Below are 18,122 nucleotides of genomic sequence, written 5' to 3' on the forward strand. Positions count from 1 at the left end.
TTCTATTTTTTTTCAATCAATCTTTTTACAACTTTTTCGGGCGCTAAATAATCATCAAAATACTTCTTACTTTGTGTCTCTAACATTTGTTTAAAATCATGATTCCCAATTATTTTATCGATTGCCAAATTTATTTCTTCAGTATTCTCTGCATAAATCAAATGATGATTATGTATTAATTCAGCAGGTAGTTTATTGTAATGATGAGTTGAAATGATTGCTTTTCCCAAAGCCAGAAATTCAGCTAATTTCCAGCCATGACATGAAAGTACAGCAGGAGTATTAAATACAAAAGCTGCTTTTTTATTTTTTTTAATATAAATTTCTAATGGTACTTTCTTTGGATATATCAAATGATCATATCCTAAATTATCACCATTACTTCTTGGTGCAAATCCTCCCTCAAAATGTATATTGCTATTACTTTTACAGCATTGTATAAACATAGCGCGGTTCGCATTGGTATTACTTTCTTTTTTCCAGATACTATTTATAAAAAAAACATCAGAACGAGATGACTCACTTGGTACATATTCCCTTAACTTCAGTCTTTTAAGCTGTCTCCAGTAGTTTACTGCAAATTCTTTTGCATTTGAAATTTGTTTTCTGAATCTAAAATAATTTAATGTAAGATGATAAAATGTTTGAAACAGGTTCCAAATTTTAACACCAAAACTTGGTCCTATAGAAATGATTTTTCCTTGATTTCCAGTTTCAATATTATTCGAATTATAATTTACTTTTCCGTAAATGTCGCACCAATCCAATGCTTTTAAATCGATTGTAGAAGCATCACCAGAATCGATAATTATCTTCTTGAAATTACTTCCTTCTTCAACTATAAATGCAAAAGTCCCTTGACTTAAATCTGGAAATTTAGAAACATTAAACTTATAATTCTTATATACTTTTTTAATCCCAAAGATATAATAGCCGTCATAAAAAACATTACAAAGACCATAAACATATACTTTTACACTCATTTACTCAACTTTACTTAAATCAAATCCTTTATGTTTTCATTTAACACGATAAGTTCTGTATTTTGATTTTCATCAAAAACATATTTGCCATAATATGCATCATAATAATTGATCACATTTTTGGCCATTTCATTTTTTAATTCTTGAGACAATGAAAGTGCCTTATCAATTATCAATTCAATATCTGAAATGCTTTGATACACCAGACAGTTAAACTCATCCTGCAATGACGGATTTAACCAATGCGGATAATTCAAAATTGGAATAACACCAACAGACATAGCTTCTAGAACATTATGACACATAGGCATTGTCATTCCGGGAGCGCAAAAAATAAAATCGGCGGCTGTTAAATAGTATCTCCATTTTTGATTTGGAATTGCGCCGGACTGCCATCGCATTGCAACCAGTTTATCACTGAATTTTTTAGTATCCAGATCTTCCATTAATTCTTTTCCAGAAATTGAAAGTACCCTTTTATGCTTTATTACTTCCTGATAAATATCCCATCTGTTAAGTAATCTAAAATTATCCGGAATTAAAGTTGTATTATAAATTTTTTCTTCAAAATTCCCGCTCAGTATTATTCCTATTTTTTTAGAAGAAAGATTAGCCTGAGTTTCTAAGTAATTGAAAGGGTGCATGATGTAAGGCAGAACATTTTTTTGATAATCACTTGTTGTATAAACTTTTTTATAATTATAATTCACAACAAAATCTGCACTTTTATGATGACTAAACGTTTTTAATTTATTGAGTTTTGAAAAGGGTTTAGCAAAATAAATATAATCGAGCTGTTTAAACCATTTTGCCAAAAGTAACATTCGGACAACTGAAAATTGAATTACAATAGGTTCTTTATATACTGCTTTAATTCTAAAAAAAAGATTTAAATAAGTTCTCACTTTTGTACGATGAGCTACATTAAGATATACTACTGGCTGATCACCTTCGTAAAAACGAACGTATGAATAATATTCCTTAAATTCCTTAAGCTTTTTTGAAATCTTTTTTTTAATTATATAAATCATTATTTATCGTGTTGAAATAATAACGACTGAAAAAATTCGATATTTTGTTTTATTATATGGGCTAAACCATATTTTTGAATTACAAATTCTCTTGCTTGTTTACCCATAATTTTTGCTTTTTCTTTATTAGAAAAATACCATATAATTTTATCTGCAATATTTTCCGGATTATATGGGTCGCATAATAAACCGGTTTTATAATCTTCTATTGTCTCTGGTCCCGGTCCTAAAAGTGTAAAAACGACAGGTTTTTCCATTGCCATAGCTTCTGGAACGACAAGACCCTGAGTTTCCATATGTGAAGGAAAAACACAAACTGAAGCCTCAGAATATGCTAAAGGTATATGTGTATAAGAAATACTTCCATGAAAGTGAACATCTGTGGCTATTTTTTCAATTTTAGATAATTCTTTTTCTTTAAGCATTTGAATATAAGAGCTGCCATCAGGATAAAACCAGTCTCGTCCGTAAATTTCTAGTGTTGCATTTGGGAATTCTTTTTTTACCAGTGGAAAAGCTTGTATTAACTGTCTTATTCCTTTTTTTTCACAGACAGTCCCCGCAAATACAATTTTATTTTCAGATTCTTTTCCTATTATTGGGGTAAATAAATTAGTATCAATTGGGTTACTAATATAAGCTAAGGGTTTATTTTGGTAACTTAAATATTTTTCGGTATGATTTTTAACATACTGAGAAACAGCAATGAATGCATCTGCTTTTCTAAAAGATCTTTTTTCCTGAAATCCTTTCCATTCATTAATGTTTCTGTTTTCACTTTCTGCAAAAAAATGGTGCCCTCCATGTAACCGTACAATGTATTTTATATCTTTTAGTTTATTGATAAAAGCTAATCCAAGTTCAGAAGTTTCGACAATATGTACCGGATCTTTTTGATGAATTTCCTTAATTTTATTGTTTATCTTTTTGGAATTTAAATACCATGCAAGTCCCTTTATTGTACTTTTTTTTAATCTATAAATTTTTATGTTACCTAGAATTTCTGTTTCATCTTTTGCAATATAATTAATACCCACAACAGATACTTTCAGTTCATTTTTTACCAATGCAGTTGCCACATTTTTCACAAAACTGCCTATTCCTCCATGTGGGAATCCTTCTTTAGGAAATTCGTTTGTTAAGAAGCAGATGTGCATTTATAAATGTTTTTGAATAAAGTTTTCGATTGGTAAATAGAAATCATCAATATTTAGCTTAATCTTTTCTTCTGGCCAGTCCCACCAGCTAATTTTATTTAATGCATCAATAATTTGCTGATTGTGTTTAAATTTAATTATCTCTGCTGGTACACCTCCTATCACTCCATAATCTGGAACATCATTTGAAACAACAGCACCTGCTAAGATAGTTACTCCGTTTCCAATTTTAACTCCAGGTAAAATTGTCACATTCATTCCAATCCAAACATCATTGCCTACTATTATATTTGCCTTTTGAGATTTTAGCTTTTCATTTATCTCACTGACTTTATAAGATACATCGTGAATTGTAACCTCATCGTTTTTCTTTAGGACTTGATGAAATAACGGAAAGGAAGTAATTTCGCTTTGTGTATGAAACCCAGGATCACAAATAAAATTTACATCATTTGCAATAGAACAATATTTCCCTATTACTAAACTAGAATTATTAAACCATTTCCATACAAAAGCACCATTATCATATGTTTTATTCCCGACATTTGCCCACTTTGCATCTTTTAAATATGTCTTGTTTATCCCTTTTAAATAATTATAATAATTAATTCCAAGGATGTTCCAAAACATTTTTCTAACATATTGAATCATATGATATTTTCATTGAGTTATAAAAGATTGCGCTGAAAATTTTGAAAAACAACTATTATACTAGATTAGATATTGTCTTGGCTAAATTTTCACTGCAATCTTGTAATGGATATTTAACAATTTTTTTCATCCAGACTTTTTTATCTTTTCCTACTTGATTTGGATTTTCAATCACTTGTTTTATTTTTTCAATTATTTCATTTTTGTGATTAATCCAGCCAACAGCATCTAATTCATCTAAACTTTTGAAGTGCTGAAATTTGTAAACATCCTCAACTTTATAAACAGAATTATTAATTGGATCATAATTTAAATATAAACATGGTTTTTGAAATACTGCAAAATCATGAGCCATTGTACTGCCAAAATTTATTACTGCATCACAATGCCTTATAGTATTAACCAATAATTGCAGATCATTATATGACGGATAAGTTATGCTGAAAGAATTACTATGATTGCTTCCAAGTCTCCAATCAGGATCTATTGGGAATATAAATGATTTATACTTTTTTAAAACCTCATCAAATCTATCGCTTTTATCAACCGGACATCTTCTAAACAATACTTGAGGCCTTATATCTCCATCAATTTTACTCAATTCACTTCCTAAATCTTCTAAATAATTTTGTTCATAAGGTGACGAACTATCGTTAGCCGAAAAACATATTGTTTTTTTATTTGGATTTAAACCATATTCTTTAAAAAAATCTTCTTTAGCCCTAAATAGTTTATCTTGAAAATAAAACTCAAATTGCGGCGTACCAACAACCTCAACATTATCATTCTTAATTTCGGGATATAATAGACATAATTCTGATTTCATTAGCTCTGACCAAACGAAATATCTATCATAGCGGGAAATCAATCTCGCTTTAGGCACATTGTCCCACGAAAAAATCACTGTTGCTGTTTTAATTTTTCGCTTTTTTGCAACAACTATAACCGGCGCACTAATTGGTGCTCTTTGATGTAAATTTAAAACAAAATCAGGATTAAAAACATCAAAATCTTTTTCTATTTTACTAATGATTTTACTTCTGGCTATTTCTTTTTCATGGAGTTTATCAAATTTCAATATAGCTTTATATGAGCTTGAAATTGCAGATCCTAATATTTCTGAGATTTCCAGAAGTACTCGTTTTTTCCATCCTTTTACTTTATTGTTCCAAAAAGCCATTATGGTATTGTTTGAAAGGATTTTTTTATTTCTCAATAACCTTGCATAAACATTACTTTCTCTCCACAATCTAGCTTTTGGCGATTCGATAAAAGCTGGAATTTGTTTAATAAGTACGATATTTGGCTGGACTAACTTTACTTCTTCAATTGCCTTTTCAGATATTTGATGATAAAGCATCACTTTGCTCCCTTGTTTTTCTAATTCAGCAATAAAACTGGAATACAAATAATTTCGAACTGCTACACCATCTGGTACTATTAATAGAACTCTCATATTAAGTAATTATAAACTTCCAATTCGACCATGATCAGAAAAGGATCTATGAACAATAAACTCTTTATCCAATGGCTCTTCTGAAAGAAATGTAATATCACAAAAATAATTTTGCTCAACAGGATTTAATCTCCATGGAATAACACTTTTATAATCTAAAACCCAATCATTTTTTTCTAGATCTTTTGTTTTAAGATCATTCCACGAAGTAATATAATCTATCCAAAGGTATCCTAACTTCCAGGCTTCTTCTTCTAGTAAATAAAGATTCTCAATATCAACTATCCTTAAACCTCCTGTATTTTCCTGACTGACAGCGCGTGAACCATCTTTCAGTTTAATTCCCTTAATTGATGGCTGTTGAAAATAATGAGTATCTTTTATAATTAAATCATCTATTGACACTTCAATTTTTTTACACAAGAATTCAAAATTTTCATATTTAAAATCAGGATTAATTTTCACATATCTAACTAAATCATAATAACGAATCCATCTCATATTTTTGTATAAGCCGAGACCTGCCTCATTTGCTGCCGTGGCTGCTAAAGGATAATACTTTCTTGCTAACTTATAAAGTTTTCCCAAAACTCCTTTTCCTCTACATTCTTCATCGAGATAAACATTGATTATCCATGCAATACCACCTTGAAAATTTCCTCCAACATGACCAACAATCTTTCCACTATCATTTAAACAGATAAAAGATTGTCCATAGTTAGGATCTCCATATTGCCATTCCCAAAACTTTTTATTTTGCAATGGATGATTCTCTCTGTAAATTCTAGTAAAAAATTCTTGCAGTTTATCCCAATCATTTATTGTTGCTTCTCTTGTTATCATATATCTTAGCTGTTTTTTCCTCCTGGTAAATCGTTACAATCAAATCTATTTAATAAAAGATGATTTTCATTTCCAATATTACTACCTCTTTTTGTGGTAAATCCTAAATCGTAACCTGTATTTTGTGCAATTATAGATACCTCGTCTGTACAGACTTCGTCTGTGCCGTATGGATACGAAACCATCTTTATCTTTGAATCCGTAAGTTTTTCTAAATATTTCTTACTATGTTCTAATTCAAATCTAATTGTTTCCGAATCTGTTAATCCTAGAGGATAGTGGCTATGTGTATGACTTCCAAGATATTTTTTTTGTCCCAAAACTTGTAAATTTTGATCGCTCATATACAAATCTTGTAAAACCTGTGTTTCATCAAAATAATTATCAAACATTTTATTAACAATCAATTCTTGCTGTTTAAAAGAAAGCTTGAAATTTAAAATATACTTTAATTCAGCATTCAAATTAGTATCGTAACGATATATAACATGCGATTTATTTTTATCCACATCTGAAAAATCAATTTTAACATTCTCATTAATTTTTACTAGAAATAATTCAGGATCAATTATGGATCTCAATAAATGTATTTTATGAACTATACTAACTTTTTTATTTTCAAAATTTAAAGTATTTACGAAAAATACTGCCGGTATTTCTAGTTCATCTAATATAGGCAGACTCAAGTCAAACTGCTCCTTTAAGCCATCATCAAAGGTGACAAAAAAGTAATTGTTTTTCGATGGCAGAACTTTATCAATATTATTGACTAAATCAGGTGGATTTATAAACTCTCCTTTATTAGTTAATAATAATAATTGTTTTTTAAATTCATAAGGAGTCACTCCAAAAATACTGGGGTATTTTGAATTAAAATTCTCTCTGACATAATGATAGTTAATAACTGTAAGCATAAAATATTATTTTAAAAAAAATCATTTAATATTTTAGCCGTAAAAATTCTAGCTCCAGCATCATTCATGTGTCCGCATGAAGAAAAATATTTATCTTCTATAACTACATTTTCATAATTATGAATTTCCGGATAGACTTTTTTTACTTTTTCAAAATAATTCATTCCTTTAGTATTTTCACATATTGGAGTCATTACTGCAATAAAATTGATATTATTGGCTTTGCAAATACTTTTAATTTCTTCGTAATACTTATTATGAATCAGAGGATTTAAATTGACAATATTATTTTTCATATTTGCATTTTCATGTTTAACCAAAGGATAATAGCCTAGATTATCTAATGTATTTGTCTTTTTTTGAAATGCGGCAAATAGTGTTTCTCGAAAACCAATTTTATTATCGTATTTAATATATCTGTAAAAGGGTAAATAATACAACTCTGCAAAGTCATTTTCTTCTTTAAAATGTTCTTTAATTATTTGGGAATTGTGAATATAAGGAAGAAATAAAGCAGAAATACCTTCTGCCTGATGGTCATTAGATAGATTTAAGTCTGCTTCCAGAATAACATTTTTGATTTCATATTTTCTTTCAATCATTAATTTCAGCATCAAAGATGCTTCAAATAAATGCCCTCCGCTCATTCCGTAATTAAAAGCTTTGAGTCCTTTTTCTTCAAACATTTGTGCAACAAAATGATTATTAGCTCTTGAAGACCCCAAGATGACTACATCATATTTTTGATCTTTTGAATTAAAAACTTTTTCAATTTTTCCTCTATTATTAGAATGCATAAAAATATAAGTATACAATCCATCTAATAAAAATGCTATGAGTATAGTAACTAAAACAATCTTAGTTATATAAATTAAAAATTTCTTCATTAAAACTGAAAATATATAAATTCTTTATAATCTGAAAAAGTTCCAAAGGCCATAATGGCTAAAATTGCCAAAGCTACTTTTAGCATACTCCATTTTCCTGAAAGTGGTTGTATTTTATTTCGATTATTCCATTCGATCAAAACAAATAATCCAATCAAAAGAAGTAATTCATAACTATAACGCTCATTATCTAAATATTGAAAGCTAAAATCTCTATTTACAAGAACTCTTTTTAAGTAAAAAAAAGCATCAGATATTGTTTTTGCCCTAAAAAATACCCAAGCTACACAAGTTATTAGAAAAGTTGACAAAATACTTAAAAGTACTTTTACTGAATCAAAATTTCGTTTCAGCACTATATCCTCAATATTGTTTCTGTTACTTTTTGTTAACAGTAATGGAAGGAAATATACTGCGTTTATAAAACCCCAAGCAATGTATGTCCAATTTGCTCCGTGCCAAAAACCACTAACTACAAAGATTATGAATGTATTTCTAATTTTCATCCATAACCCTCCTTTGCTTCCTCCTAATGGTATATATAAATAATCCCTAAACCATGATGATAGTGAAATATGCCAACGACGCCAAAATTCAGCTATATCTCTTGAAAAATAGGGATAATTAAAATTTCGCAACAAATCTAAACCAAATAATTTTGAAACACCAAGTGCTATATCTGAATATCCTGAAAAATCTCCATAAATCTGAAAAGCAAAATATACAGCTCCCATAATTAATGAAAAAGAGTTCATTGAAGTATAATTATCAAAAATGGCATTAGCATACGGTGCACAAGTATCTGCAATAACTACTTTTTTTACTAATCCCCAAATAATCTGGTAAATTCCTTCTTTTGCCGTCTCAAAATTAAATTCGCGCTTAACTTTTACCTGTGGTAATAAATGTGTAGCCCTTTCTATTGGTCCAGCGACCAAAAGCGGGAAATAACTAACAAATAAGGAATAATCTACAAAATTGTATTCTGCTTTTATTCTTTTAAAATAAATATCGATTACATAGGAAAGTCCGTGAAAGGTGTAGAAGGAAATACCAACCGGAAGAATAACATTTAACAAAATAGGGCTTGCTTTAATTCCTACAGAATTTAATAACTCTGAGAAAGACGATGCAAAAAAATTATAATATTTAAATAGTCCTAAAAAACCAAGATTTACCAGAATACTCAACCAAAACCAAAATTTCCGGCTTTTCTCCGATTTTCCTTTTTCTATTTGAATACCGGTGTAGTAATCTAAGAATGTGGAGAACACTAATAAAAATAGAAATCTCCAATCCCAACAAGAATAAAAGTAATAACTTGCTATAATTAATAAAGCATTTTGCGTGCTTTTGTTTTTATTGAAAACAAACCAATATAGAAAAAAAACGATTGGCAGAAAGATAGCAAATGCTATAGAATTAAAAAACATAGGTAATTAAATGGTATTAGCAAAAAAACAATTATATATCTCTAAATTGTTTTTGATGATTTAGAAGCCAAATATCGCTTTTCTTTAATGATTGCAAAAACAATTTGCTGCTATTTCCTTCACCAAAATCATTTTCAGAAATTTGAACTTTGTGAGAATCGATTTTAGAAAGTGCTTCTTTTATATCTTTTTTTGAATAATTGACATTAATGATATCTGCATGAATTGCTCTGTTTTGCTGACGCGTTCCAATATTTATAATTGGAATTCCATAATAAGGAGCTTCACGAATTCCTGCGCTGCTATTGCCCATTATAAACTGGCTATTTTTTAATAATGTTAAAAAATATTCGAATCGAAGTGACGGAAAAATTCTAAATCTTGTGTTTCCTTCTAATCTTTTAAACTCATCAATTATATACTGACTGCCTAAATCATTGTTAGGAAAAACTACAATGTAATTGTGATTATCTTCGAGTAAAGAATCTACAAAATCAATTGCATATTGTTTCATAGAATGAAACTCTGTAGTAACAGGATGAAACATTACAAGCGCATACTCATCAAACGGAATTACATAATATTTCTTCGCAGTTTCAAGAGATGGCAAATTGCTCGAAAACATAATATCTATATCTGGCGAACCGATAGTAAAAATAGATTCTTTTACTTCTCCCATTTGGAGCAATCTTTTTGCCGCTTGTTTATTAGATACAAAATGTATATGACTTAGTTTACTAACACTATGGCGAATTAATTCATCTACAGTTCCAGAAACTTCACCTCCTTCAATGTGAGCTACTAAAATGTTATTTAAAGATCCTACGATAGCACCCGCAAGAGTTTCTACCCTATCTCCATGAACCACAATCATATCCGGATTTATAGTTTTACAATAATTTGACAACCCTTCAATTGTTTTTGCCAATGTCAAATCCATTGTAGTTTCGTGAGTATGATTTTCGAATGTAAAAACATTTGTAAAATTACAACGTTCAATTTCGATTAATGTATACCCATAAATTTCCTGCAGATGCATACCGGTAACAAAAACGTAAGCTTCGAAATCTTGTTGTTCTTCAAGAGTTTGAATTAATGATTTTATTTTCCCGAAATCTGCACGGGTACCTGTAAGAAATAATATTTTTTTTGAAAAATTACTCAAAATCAGTAAAATCTAATTGTTTATCATTTTCAATATCTCTTGCTGCAGTTTTACCAATTAAATCATTAAAGTGTTCTGCTAAAATTTTACCAGTTCCGGGACGTTTAACCCAAATATTTTCTTTAGATAAAGTCTCCCCTTTTTTAATTGGCTTAATAGCGCAAACGGAAGCAAAAGCGAAATCAATTGTAACTTGTTCTTCAAAAGCCGGTTTTTTTGTTCCACCACGCATTAAAGCTATCTCAGCACTTGAAACGATTAATTCTCTGCTGGTTTTCTCATCCATACTGCAAATAATATCGGGACCTGTTCGCTGCATATGATCTGTAAAATGTCTCTCTAAAACACTTGCTCCCAGAGCAACAGCTCCTAAACAAGCATTATTATTTAAAGTATGATCACTTAGTCCAAATACTTTATTTGGGAAAGCATTATGCAACTCAACCATTGCGCCAAAACGAACTAAGTGAATAGGAGTTGGATATAAATTTGTGGTATGCAATAAAGCTACTGGGATATTATGTTTATCAAAAATAGCAACTGCTTTTTGAACGCTTTCAATTGTATTCATCCCTGTACTTAATATTACAGGCTTACCAAAAGAAGCAATATGTTCTAATAACGGATAATTATTGCATTCTCCTGAACCAATTTTGTAAGCTGGTATGTCAAATTTCTGTAGTCGATTCGCTGCGGCACGAGAGAAAGGCGTTGAAATAAAAATCATGCCTTTACTTTCTACATAATTTTTCAATTCTAGCTCATCTGATTCGTTCAAAGAGCATCGTTCCATAATTTCATAAATAGAAACATCTGCATTTCCTGGAATTACTTTTTTTGCTGCTCCAGACATTTCATCCTCAACAATATGTGTTTGATGTTTTACAACCTCAACTCCTGCTCGATAAGCTGCATCAACCATTTCTTTGGCTGTTTTTAAAGAACCTTCATGATTGATTCCAATTTCGGCAATAACTAATGGTGGAAAATCTGGTCCAATTTTACGTCCTGCAATTTCTATGTATGGATTCATTATGTTTTGATTTTGGATTTATTTTTTTGGTATAAATATCTTGCATACTCTAAATCTTCTTGGCTATCAATATCAACGTGTGCAAAAATATGATTTACTTCAAATGGAAAAGCATTTTCCGAAATAATTATATCTTTTAAAATTAAAGAGGCTTTTGTAATATATAACAGTCCATTTTCAAAATAAAGAGGTTCTAAATCCTGGCTCCTTTGTCCGATAGTATAATTAAACGGAAAAAATTTATTGTTAGTAATTTTCCCAAATTTCTGATAATTTCTAGAAATAGTAAATAAGCTATCCGAATTTTCTTTTTTAAATTTCCCAAAAGCTTCTTTCAGTAAACCTACAGGTCGCAGAGGGTTTGTAGCTTGCAGTAAAACTACATTATCAATCTTCTGATTTAGTGTAACTAAAATATGTTTCAAGGCTGAAACTGTTGGCTCAAAATCACCAGAAATAGATATAGGTCTGTCAATAACTTTTGCACCAAATTGTAATGCAATATTTTTTATTTCTAGATTATCTGTAGATACATAGACTTCATCGATAATTTCACTATTTTCTTTTGCGAATTTAATTGAATGCGCTAATAAAGGTAATTCTCCCAGTAACTGTATATTTTTTTCTGGAATTCTTTTTGAACCTCCTCGGGCTGGAATTATGGCAATGGTTTTCATTTATTTTATCTATTAAGCTGGATTTTCAATAATTAAAGTCCTTTTTCTAGCCCTTATTTTATTTCCAAGTGGTTTCTCAATATAGATATAAGTGAATGAAGATAAAATTATTAAAATAACAAGCCGTAGAAAAAAAACAATTGTTGGATCATTTAAATGTAAATATTTATTGATACTAAAAGCACTTATTAGAGAATAAACAGGAAATTGTAAAATATAAATCCCAAAGCTGATTTCTCCTAAAAAAACAAATGCTTTTTTCTGAAATAATGTTGTTATGAATCCATTGTTTAATGAAATTAAAATTATTAACGGAATAAATAATACCGCTAACAAACCGTTATGAAAATTTAAGTTCAATGGGAGTTTCAAAGCTAAAAAAACCAGTCCTATAATTACTAGAACAGGAAAGTCATAATTACTCCTTTTATCCTGAATTTTTTTTATAAAAAAGTAACCAGCTAAATTTCCAATCAAAAACTCATTGATATGCATTAACGGATTATACATTAACAAATCTCTCATACTACTTGATTCATTTTCTTCGTAGAATGCAAAAAGAGTTTGAAATAAGACTTGGCTTAAAATCCAAAATAAAATTATGACTATAGTGTTTTTTTTAAAATTATCATTTTTAACAAACATATTTAAAACTAGAGGAAAAATTGCATAAAATAAAAACTCAACCGACAGTGACCACCCTGGAGGATTAAACATTAAAGCTTGGCCGGGGATCCAAGTTTGGATCATCAAAACATTTAAAAACAAGCCTAATAGATCTAGATTTTTTGTTCGTATTTGTAAAAAAAGAACTAAAAGTATTGCAAAAAAATATAATGGATAGATTCTTGCAAACCTATTTCTAAAATAATCTTTTACTGAAAAAACTGATTTATTTCCGTAAGCAATCATCATGACAAAACCAGACAAAACAAAAAAATAACTAACACAAACGTTAGCATTAAAGAATATAAAACTGACAATGTTATTGTTAAAAATAAAACTCTTTTTACCGTAATGAAAAATCACAATCGAAATTGCGGCTAAAAATCTGGTAAATGTTAATTGGTTTATTCTCATAATTTGGCTTAATTTTTTACTAGTCTTTGTTTTGCTTGTTCAATAATTTTATTCATTCCTATGTTCCATTTTTCTGAAGAATACAAATTATCAGGCACCTTTGGAATTTCAAATTTTCCTGCTAAAAAATCATTTATTGCCTCTTCCCATTCAGAAGTAAAATGTGGATTTTCAATTAATTTTCCAAGTTTTCCATACTGCAATACTTCTGGAACACCCCCCAAAGCTGAAGCAATGCAGTAGTTTCCACAATGTAGTGCTTCTATAAGACTAAGCCCAAAACCTTCCTTACATAGTGTTGGAAAAAGATAGCAATCTGAAGCTTGATAATATTTTGGAAGTTCATCATTTGGTATTTTACCCAAAAACACTACTCCTTCTGTCTCTTCTCTGACATCACAACCTATAATCAACAATATAATGTCTTTTTGTGATGCATATACTTTTTTCCAAACATCTAAAATTAAATGCAATCCTTTCTTTGGTCTATCTTGCGAACACCAAACGAAGACTTTTTTTGCAGTAATATCTAATTGTTTTTTTATATTGATTTTTTCTAAACTGGAAACCTTAATAAATTTTTTAGTATTGATTCCATTTGCTAAAACTGAAAAATAATTTGGCAGTACATTAATCATTTTTTTATGATCGATATAGCTGTCATTAGTAAGCAGAACGATTTCGTCTACTATCTGGTAGAAATTTTGTATTGAATCTTTATAATTATATGGTGGATAGCCATGATAGAAGAATTGGATATAACATTTTTTGTCAATTCCTTTTGATATAAGGTAGTTTTTAAGAGGTTTTACCATTCCATAATTATCCACAATCTGAATTATATATTTTTCATTGGAAACAATAATTTTATCCAGAGCCTGAAAATATTCGAGTTTTTTTTTCTTAAAAATTTTTCGTCGTATTTTATGCCATATTGTTAAGTTGACAAAGCTATATTTAATGTTATAATATAATTTTTGTGGCTTTGGACAAACGATATAGTCTATTTTGTGGTCGCTTTCTAAATAGCTTTTATAAAGTGTTGTCCAGCTTCCTATCTTTTCATAAGGTAATGGAACTTGTGACAACAGAATTACTTTTGGAAACTTATTCATTTTTTAATGTATTGTAATGCTTCATCTTTAGAAAGCCCTTTTAACTTTAGACAATGATACCATATTTTTTGTCTTGTAAGTATTTTTGAAAACAATTTGTGCTTAAAAATAAATGCTACTTTAGAAAACTTAATTTTATTTAAAATAATTGGTTCACTTGGTAGAAAATAATTTGGCTCTATTTTATGTAACATTTCTTTCATCCATTTTTCTTCAACATTTCCTAAGTGATATGCTAAATTTTCTTCTGTTGAAAGCCGCCACATTCCCTTTTGTATAACTGGAAGGTCTAGTAAATTAGATTCACTGTCTCCACCAAGCATAAAGTCTGAATATTTAATTTTACTGTTTTCAAAAACTTCTTTCCTATAGGTAGCTGCAAAATGACCTGCCCCAACAACTGCCTTAAAATTATCATTTGATACTGTGAGGTATTTTTCAAGATGTATATTATTATACATATTTGAATTTCCTACGCTAATAGCGAATGCTTTTAAACCCAATGGATTTTGAACTTTTGTAAACTGAAGGGATTTTGAAAACAATAAATCAAACCAAATATTAAAAGTGTAATTTTTTAATGATTTTGAAGACGGCGTAGGACATACTACACCAGTTTTTGGAAATTTTTCAAAAACTTTATACGTTTCTTCTTGCCAGTTAGTTAAAAAAAGTACATCTGCATCAGTAATTGTAATAAATGTAAAATTATGTCCAGAAATGCCTTTCACAATTGCATTTAATTTACCAATATTTGTTGTAGTAATAACTTCATGTACCTTACCTTCTTTATGAAGATTGGTTAAATAATCCATTACTTCTAAACAGCTTCCGTTATTAACAACTGTAATATATGTTTTTGAATGAATTGTTTTGAATAAAGATTTCAAGGAATATTCAAAAATTTTGAAACTATCTTTAAAATAACCTTCCTGATTAGGTATATAAACAGGAATAATAACCTGATGAAAAAAAACATTCGTTTTTTGTATCTTATCTTTATTTGGATTATAGCCTACTCGCAATTTATCTTTTTATTAAAATAAAAACAAATAATTTTAAATTTTTCCAATTAAGTAACCAAAAGGGATCTAACTTATTTAAAATGATTAAACTTTTAAAATAATTTAATTTAAACATCTTTATCTGATTGTGCACTAATTTTTGAATATATCGGGGATAATCATCTTTTGAAATTATACCTCTGCTTTTATATTCTTTTATAAATTCTTTATTAAAAATATTCAACTTTAAATATTCTCTTTCATTTATTTTGGAGTTATTAGCAGAATGTATTCTATATCTTGTAAGCGGTAAATCAATATAATAAAATTTTGTAAAGAAAGAGGCTCTGTTCCAGTACTCAACATCTTCACCAGCTGCAATCATTTTTTCATTAAAAAAACCAACTTTTTTAATCACTTCTGCTCTACTTAGAGGATAGTCACTAACAGTATAATTTCCAATCATTTTCATAGATATATCCCCATGTTTATCTTCCAGCTTTCCTGGCTTGCCAACATATTTATTTAACTCATTATCATCTTCATCTATTAATTTACAATAATGATGTGCTAAACCAAATTCTGGATTTTTTTCTAATGCATCGAGAAGTATTTCTATTTTGTTGTGTTCCCAAAGATCATCATCGTCTAAAAAAATAATATATTCCCCCTTTGAAATTTTTATACCTTCATTTCTTGGTTTACAGGGACCTCCTGAATTTTTGATCTTAAGGTATTTTATAGAATTATATGTGCTGCATAACTTTTTATTCTCATCACCATCAGTTCCGTCATCGACAACAATAACATCTAAATTCATATACGTTTGATTAAAAACAGAATCTAAAGCTTTCTTTAAATAATTCACTCTGTTATATGTTGTTATAATAACTGAAATTAAAGGGGAACTCATTTTCTCAAAACTTTAAATGCAAAAAAATGTATTAATTTATAAAAATATAACATTTTTAAATTTTTATTGGTTTGTATTTCTTTGATACATGAGATATTTAAAAAATCCTTCTTGTTATTCCAAATATAGTATTTAATATAATGATCTATAAATTGTGAATATTTATCAGTTTGCTTAAATAGATTCAGATATTTTGCATTTTCGTGATAAATTTTTTCTAATTTATATTTTTGCAAAAATGATGATGTAGATCCTTCATGTCTTCTAAAAAAATTTAAATTTTTATTCAAAAATGCAAATGAGCTGTTTTGCAATAAATATGACCATAAAAAAATATCAGAACATTGCTTATTTGTAAATATTGTATCTGGTATGGTTAACAAAGGTCTTCTAAACACAACAGAGCTTCCATTTGTAATATAAGTATCAAACGGCATTCTCCTAAAAAAAATATCGCTATCTATTACTTTATATTCTTCTTTATTGACGTTTAAATCTTTTATTCTGTTTGTTGAATCGTAAATAACTTTATTATTCTCAACATAATAACTTGCTGAAAACGCGAGTGAAACTTTTTCATTAGTGTCTAAAATAGCAACTAATTCTTCCAAAAAAGTTAATTCTGAATAATCATCTGTTTCTGCAATCCAAATATATTTTGTTTCAGCCAATTCAATACCTTTTTTCCATGACTTGTAGCCACTTCCCGAATTACTTTCATTTACTATAAAATATTTCACATTAAAATCAGAATTCGTTTCAAGAAACTTTTGAATAATTGCTGTGCTTTCATCTGTTGATTTATCATCAATAATAATAGCTTCCCAATCCTTATAAGTCTGTTTGTAAATACTTTGTAAGCGATCGAGTAAAAATTTGTCGTGATTATAACTTGGAATTATTATTGAAACTTTTGGCATTAATCTTTAATTTATTTTTTATTTGGTAAACTTTAAACTTAAGTATATTAAAGTTTAATTTATCTAAAGGATTGTATAGAAAATTAAAGAGCCAAAACTTTAGAGGGACATATCTATTATATAAACATAATTCTAAAAATTTCTTTAAGGCTAAAGATTCCAATAACAAATCTTTTTTATCAACCCAATTTGGAAGTTTATTTTTGTATAGTTTATGAAACTCAACAATACCTTTAATGAAATCTACATTTGCTTTTCCGCTAGAAAAATGTTCTATTAAAATTTGGTCAGTAACAACAATTTCATAGCCCTTAATTAAAACATCAAGACTGATACTCATATCATAGCAATGAAATCCCTCAATCTCTTCATTAAATTGAATCCCTGTATTTTTTTTTAGCATCATAAAAACACCATCAATTGCAACAACGTTTTCTAGATTAGAATTACTAAAACCAATTTTAATATGCCTTGGTTCTTTGTGAGGATAATGTTGAATTACATTAAAACTTAAAAGATCTTCTCTGGTATGCCAAAAAGCGCTAGGAAATTTACTTTTATATTTTGTACCGGCAACTCCTAACAATCCAATATTTAAATTATTTTCAAATATGTTTATTACAGTCTTCCCCCAATTAATGCTATGAAAAAGTATGTCTTCATGTATAAATAGCAAATATTCATAATTTGACTGTCGAATTCCAAGATTATATGCTTTTGCAATTGATAAATTCTCTTTTAAATTATTAATTCGTATAATTTCATATTTTACCTTTCCAATAGTTTCTTCTAAACTTTTTTGTAGATTATTATACAACTGTAAATCTTTAGAACATACAACAATCGAAATCATAATTTTT

18 protein-coding genes are annotated in these 18,122 nt (G+C 28.6%); all 18 read right to left on the reverse strand.

The window, feature by feature from the left end:
* Window positions 1–2 precede the first annotated feature (2 nt).
* On the reverse strand, window positions 3–983 hold the full coding sequence (locus PQ462_RS20480) for a glycosyltransferase (RefSeq protein ID WP_274251372.1): 981 nt from the start codon (window positions 981–983) through the stop codon (window positions 3–5).
* Between the two features lie 14 nt (window positions 984–997).
* Window positions 998–2,014 (reverse strand): ATPase, encoded by a 1,017-nt coding sequence (locus tag PQ462_RS20485; RefSeq protein ID WP_274251373.1) that lies wholly within the window; start codon window positions 2,012–2,014, stop codon window positions 998–1,000.
* Window positions 2,014–3,171 carry a glycosyltransferase family 4 protein gene (locus PQ462_RS20490; protein WP_274251374.1) on the reverse strand — a complete coding sequence of 386 codons (1,158 nt, stop codon included), beginning with the start codon at window positions 3,169–3,171 and terminating at the stop codon, window positions 2,014–2,016. Before PQ462_RS20490 ends, PQ462_RS20485 begins: the two co-directional genes overlap by 1 nt.
* Complete coding sequence (locus PQ462_RS20495; RefSeq protein ID WP_274251375.1) at window positions 3,172–3,801, reverse strand: CatB-related O-acetyltransferase; 630 nt, start codon at window positions 3,799–3,801, stop codon at window positions 3,172–3,174.
* Between the two features lie 76 nt (window positions 3,802–3,877).
* Entirely contained in the window at window positions 3,878–5,230 is a 1,353-nt protein-coding gene (locus tag PQ462_RS20500; protein WP_274251376.1) for a hypothetical protein, read from the reverse strand.
* A gap of 57 nt (window positions 5,231–5,287) precedes the next feature.
* Entirely contained in the window at window positions 5,288–6,121 is an 834-nt protein-coding gene (locus tag PQ462_RS20505; RefSeq protein WP_274251377.1) for a GNAT family N-acetyltransferase, read from the reverse strand.
* 5 nt (window positions 6,122–6,126) lie between these two features.
* On the reverse strand, window positions 6,127–7,035 hold the full coding sequence (locus PQ462_RS20510; RefSeq protein ID WP_274251378.1) for a polysaccharide deacetylase family protein: 909 nt from the start codon (window positions 7,033–7,035) through the stop codon (window positions 6,127–6,129).
* 11 nt (window positions 7,036–7,046) lie between these two features.
* On the reverse strand, window positions 7,047–7,922 hold the full coding sequence (locus tag PQ462_RS20515) for a hypothetical protein (protein WP_274251379.1): 876 nt from the start codon (window positions 7,920–7,922) through the stop codon (window positions 7,047–7,049).
* Window positions 7,922–9,355, reverse strand: coding sequence for an MBOAT family O-acyltransferase (locus PQ462_RS20520; protein WP_274251380.1), 1,434 nt, complete (start codon window positions 9,353–9,355; stop codon window positions 7,922–7,924). The genes PQ462_RS20515 and PQ462_RS20520 overlap by 1 nt, the downstream gene beginning before the upstream one ends.
* A gap of 31 nt (window positions 9,356–9,386) precedes the next feature.
* Window positions 9,387–10,520: a UDP-N-acetylglucosamine 2-epimerase gene (gene neuC / locus PQ462_RS20525; protein ID WP_274251382.1), complete on the reverse strand. Its 1,134-nt coding sequence runs from the start codon at window positions 10,518–10,520 to the stop codon at window positions 9,387–9,389.
* A complete protein-coding gene (gene neuB, locus PQ462_RS20530) occupies window positions 10,513–11,553 on the reverse strand; it encodes an N-acetylneuraminate synthase (RefSeq protein ID WP_274251383.1) in 1,041 nt (346 codons plus the stop codon). Before neuB ends, neuC begins: the two co-directional genes overlap by 8 nt.
* Complete coding sequence (locus PQ462_RS20535; protein ID WP_274251384.1) at window positions 11,553–12,230, reverse strand: acylneuraminate cytidylyltransferase family protein; 678 nt, start codon at window positions 12,228–12,230, stop codon at window positions 11,553–11,555. The genes neuB and PQ462_RS20535 overlap by 1 nt, the downstream gene beginning before the upstream one ends.
* A 12-nt stretch (window positions 12,231–12,242) precedes the next feature.
* Window positions 12,243–13,310, reverse strand: coding sequence for an acyltransferase family protein (locus tag PQ462_RS20540; RefSeq protein ID WP_274251385.1), 1,068 nt, complete (start codon window positions 13,308–13,310; stop codon window positions 12,243–12,245).
* A gap of 8 nt (window positions 13,311–13,318) precedes the next feature.
* Window positions 13,319–14,425 carry a glycosyltransferase family 4 protein gene (locus PQ462_RS20545; RefSeq protein WP_274251386.1) on the reverse strand — a complete coding sequence of 369 codons (1,107 nt, stop codon included), beginning with the start codon at window positions 14,423–14,425 and terminating at the stop codon, window positions 13,319–13,321.
* Window positions 14,422–15,450 (reverse strand): glycosyltransferase family A protein, encoded by a 1,029-nt coding sequence (locus PQ462_RS20550; protein ID WP_337992967.1) that lies wholly within the window; start codon window positions 15,448–15,450, stop codon window positions 14,422–14,424. The genes PQ462_RS20545 and PQ462_RS20550 overlap by 4 nt, the downstream gene beginning before the upstream one ends.
* 1 nt (window position 15,451) lies before the next feature.
* Window positions 15,452–16,342: a glycosyltransferase family 2 protein gene (locus tag PQ462_RS20555; RefSeq protein WP_274251388.1), complete on the reverse strand. Its 891-nt coding sequence runs from the start codon at window positions 16,340–16,342 to the stop codon at window positions 15,452–15,454.
* Window positions 16,339–17,262, reverse strand: a complete 924-nt coding sequence (locus tag PQ462_RS20560; RefSeq protein WP_274251389.1) for a glycosyltransferase family 2 protein — start codon at window positions 17,260–17,262, stop codon at window positions 16,339–16,341. The genes PQ462_RS20555 and PQ462_RS20560 overlap by 4 nt, the downstream gene beginning before the upstream one ends.
* Window positions 17,228–18,115, reverse strand: a complete 888-nt coding sequence (locus tag PQ462_RS20565; RefSeq protein ID WP_274251390.1) for a glycosyltransferase — start codon at window positions 18,113–18,115, stop codon at window positions 17,228–17,230. The genes PQ462_RS20560 and PQ462_RS20565 overlap by 35 nt, the downstream gene beginning before the upstream one ends.
* Window positions 18,116–18,122 lie beyond the last annotated feature (7 nt).

The organism is Flavobacterium sp. KACC 22758 (assembly GCF_028736135.1).
Classification (GTDB): domain Bacteria; phylum Bacteroidota; class Bacteroidia; order Flavobacteriales; family Flavobacteriaceae; genus Flavobacterium; species Flavobacterium johnsoniae.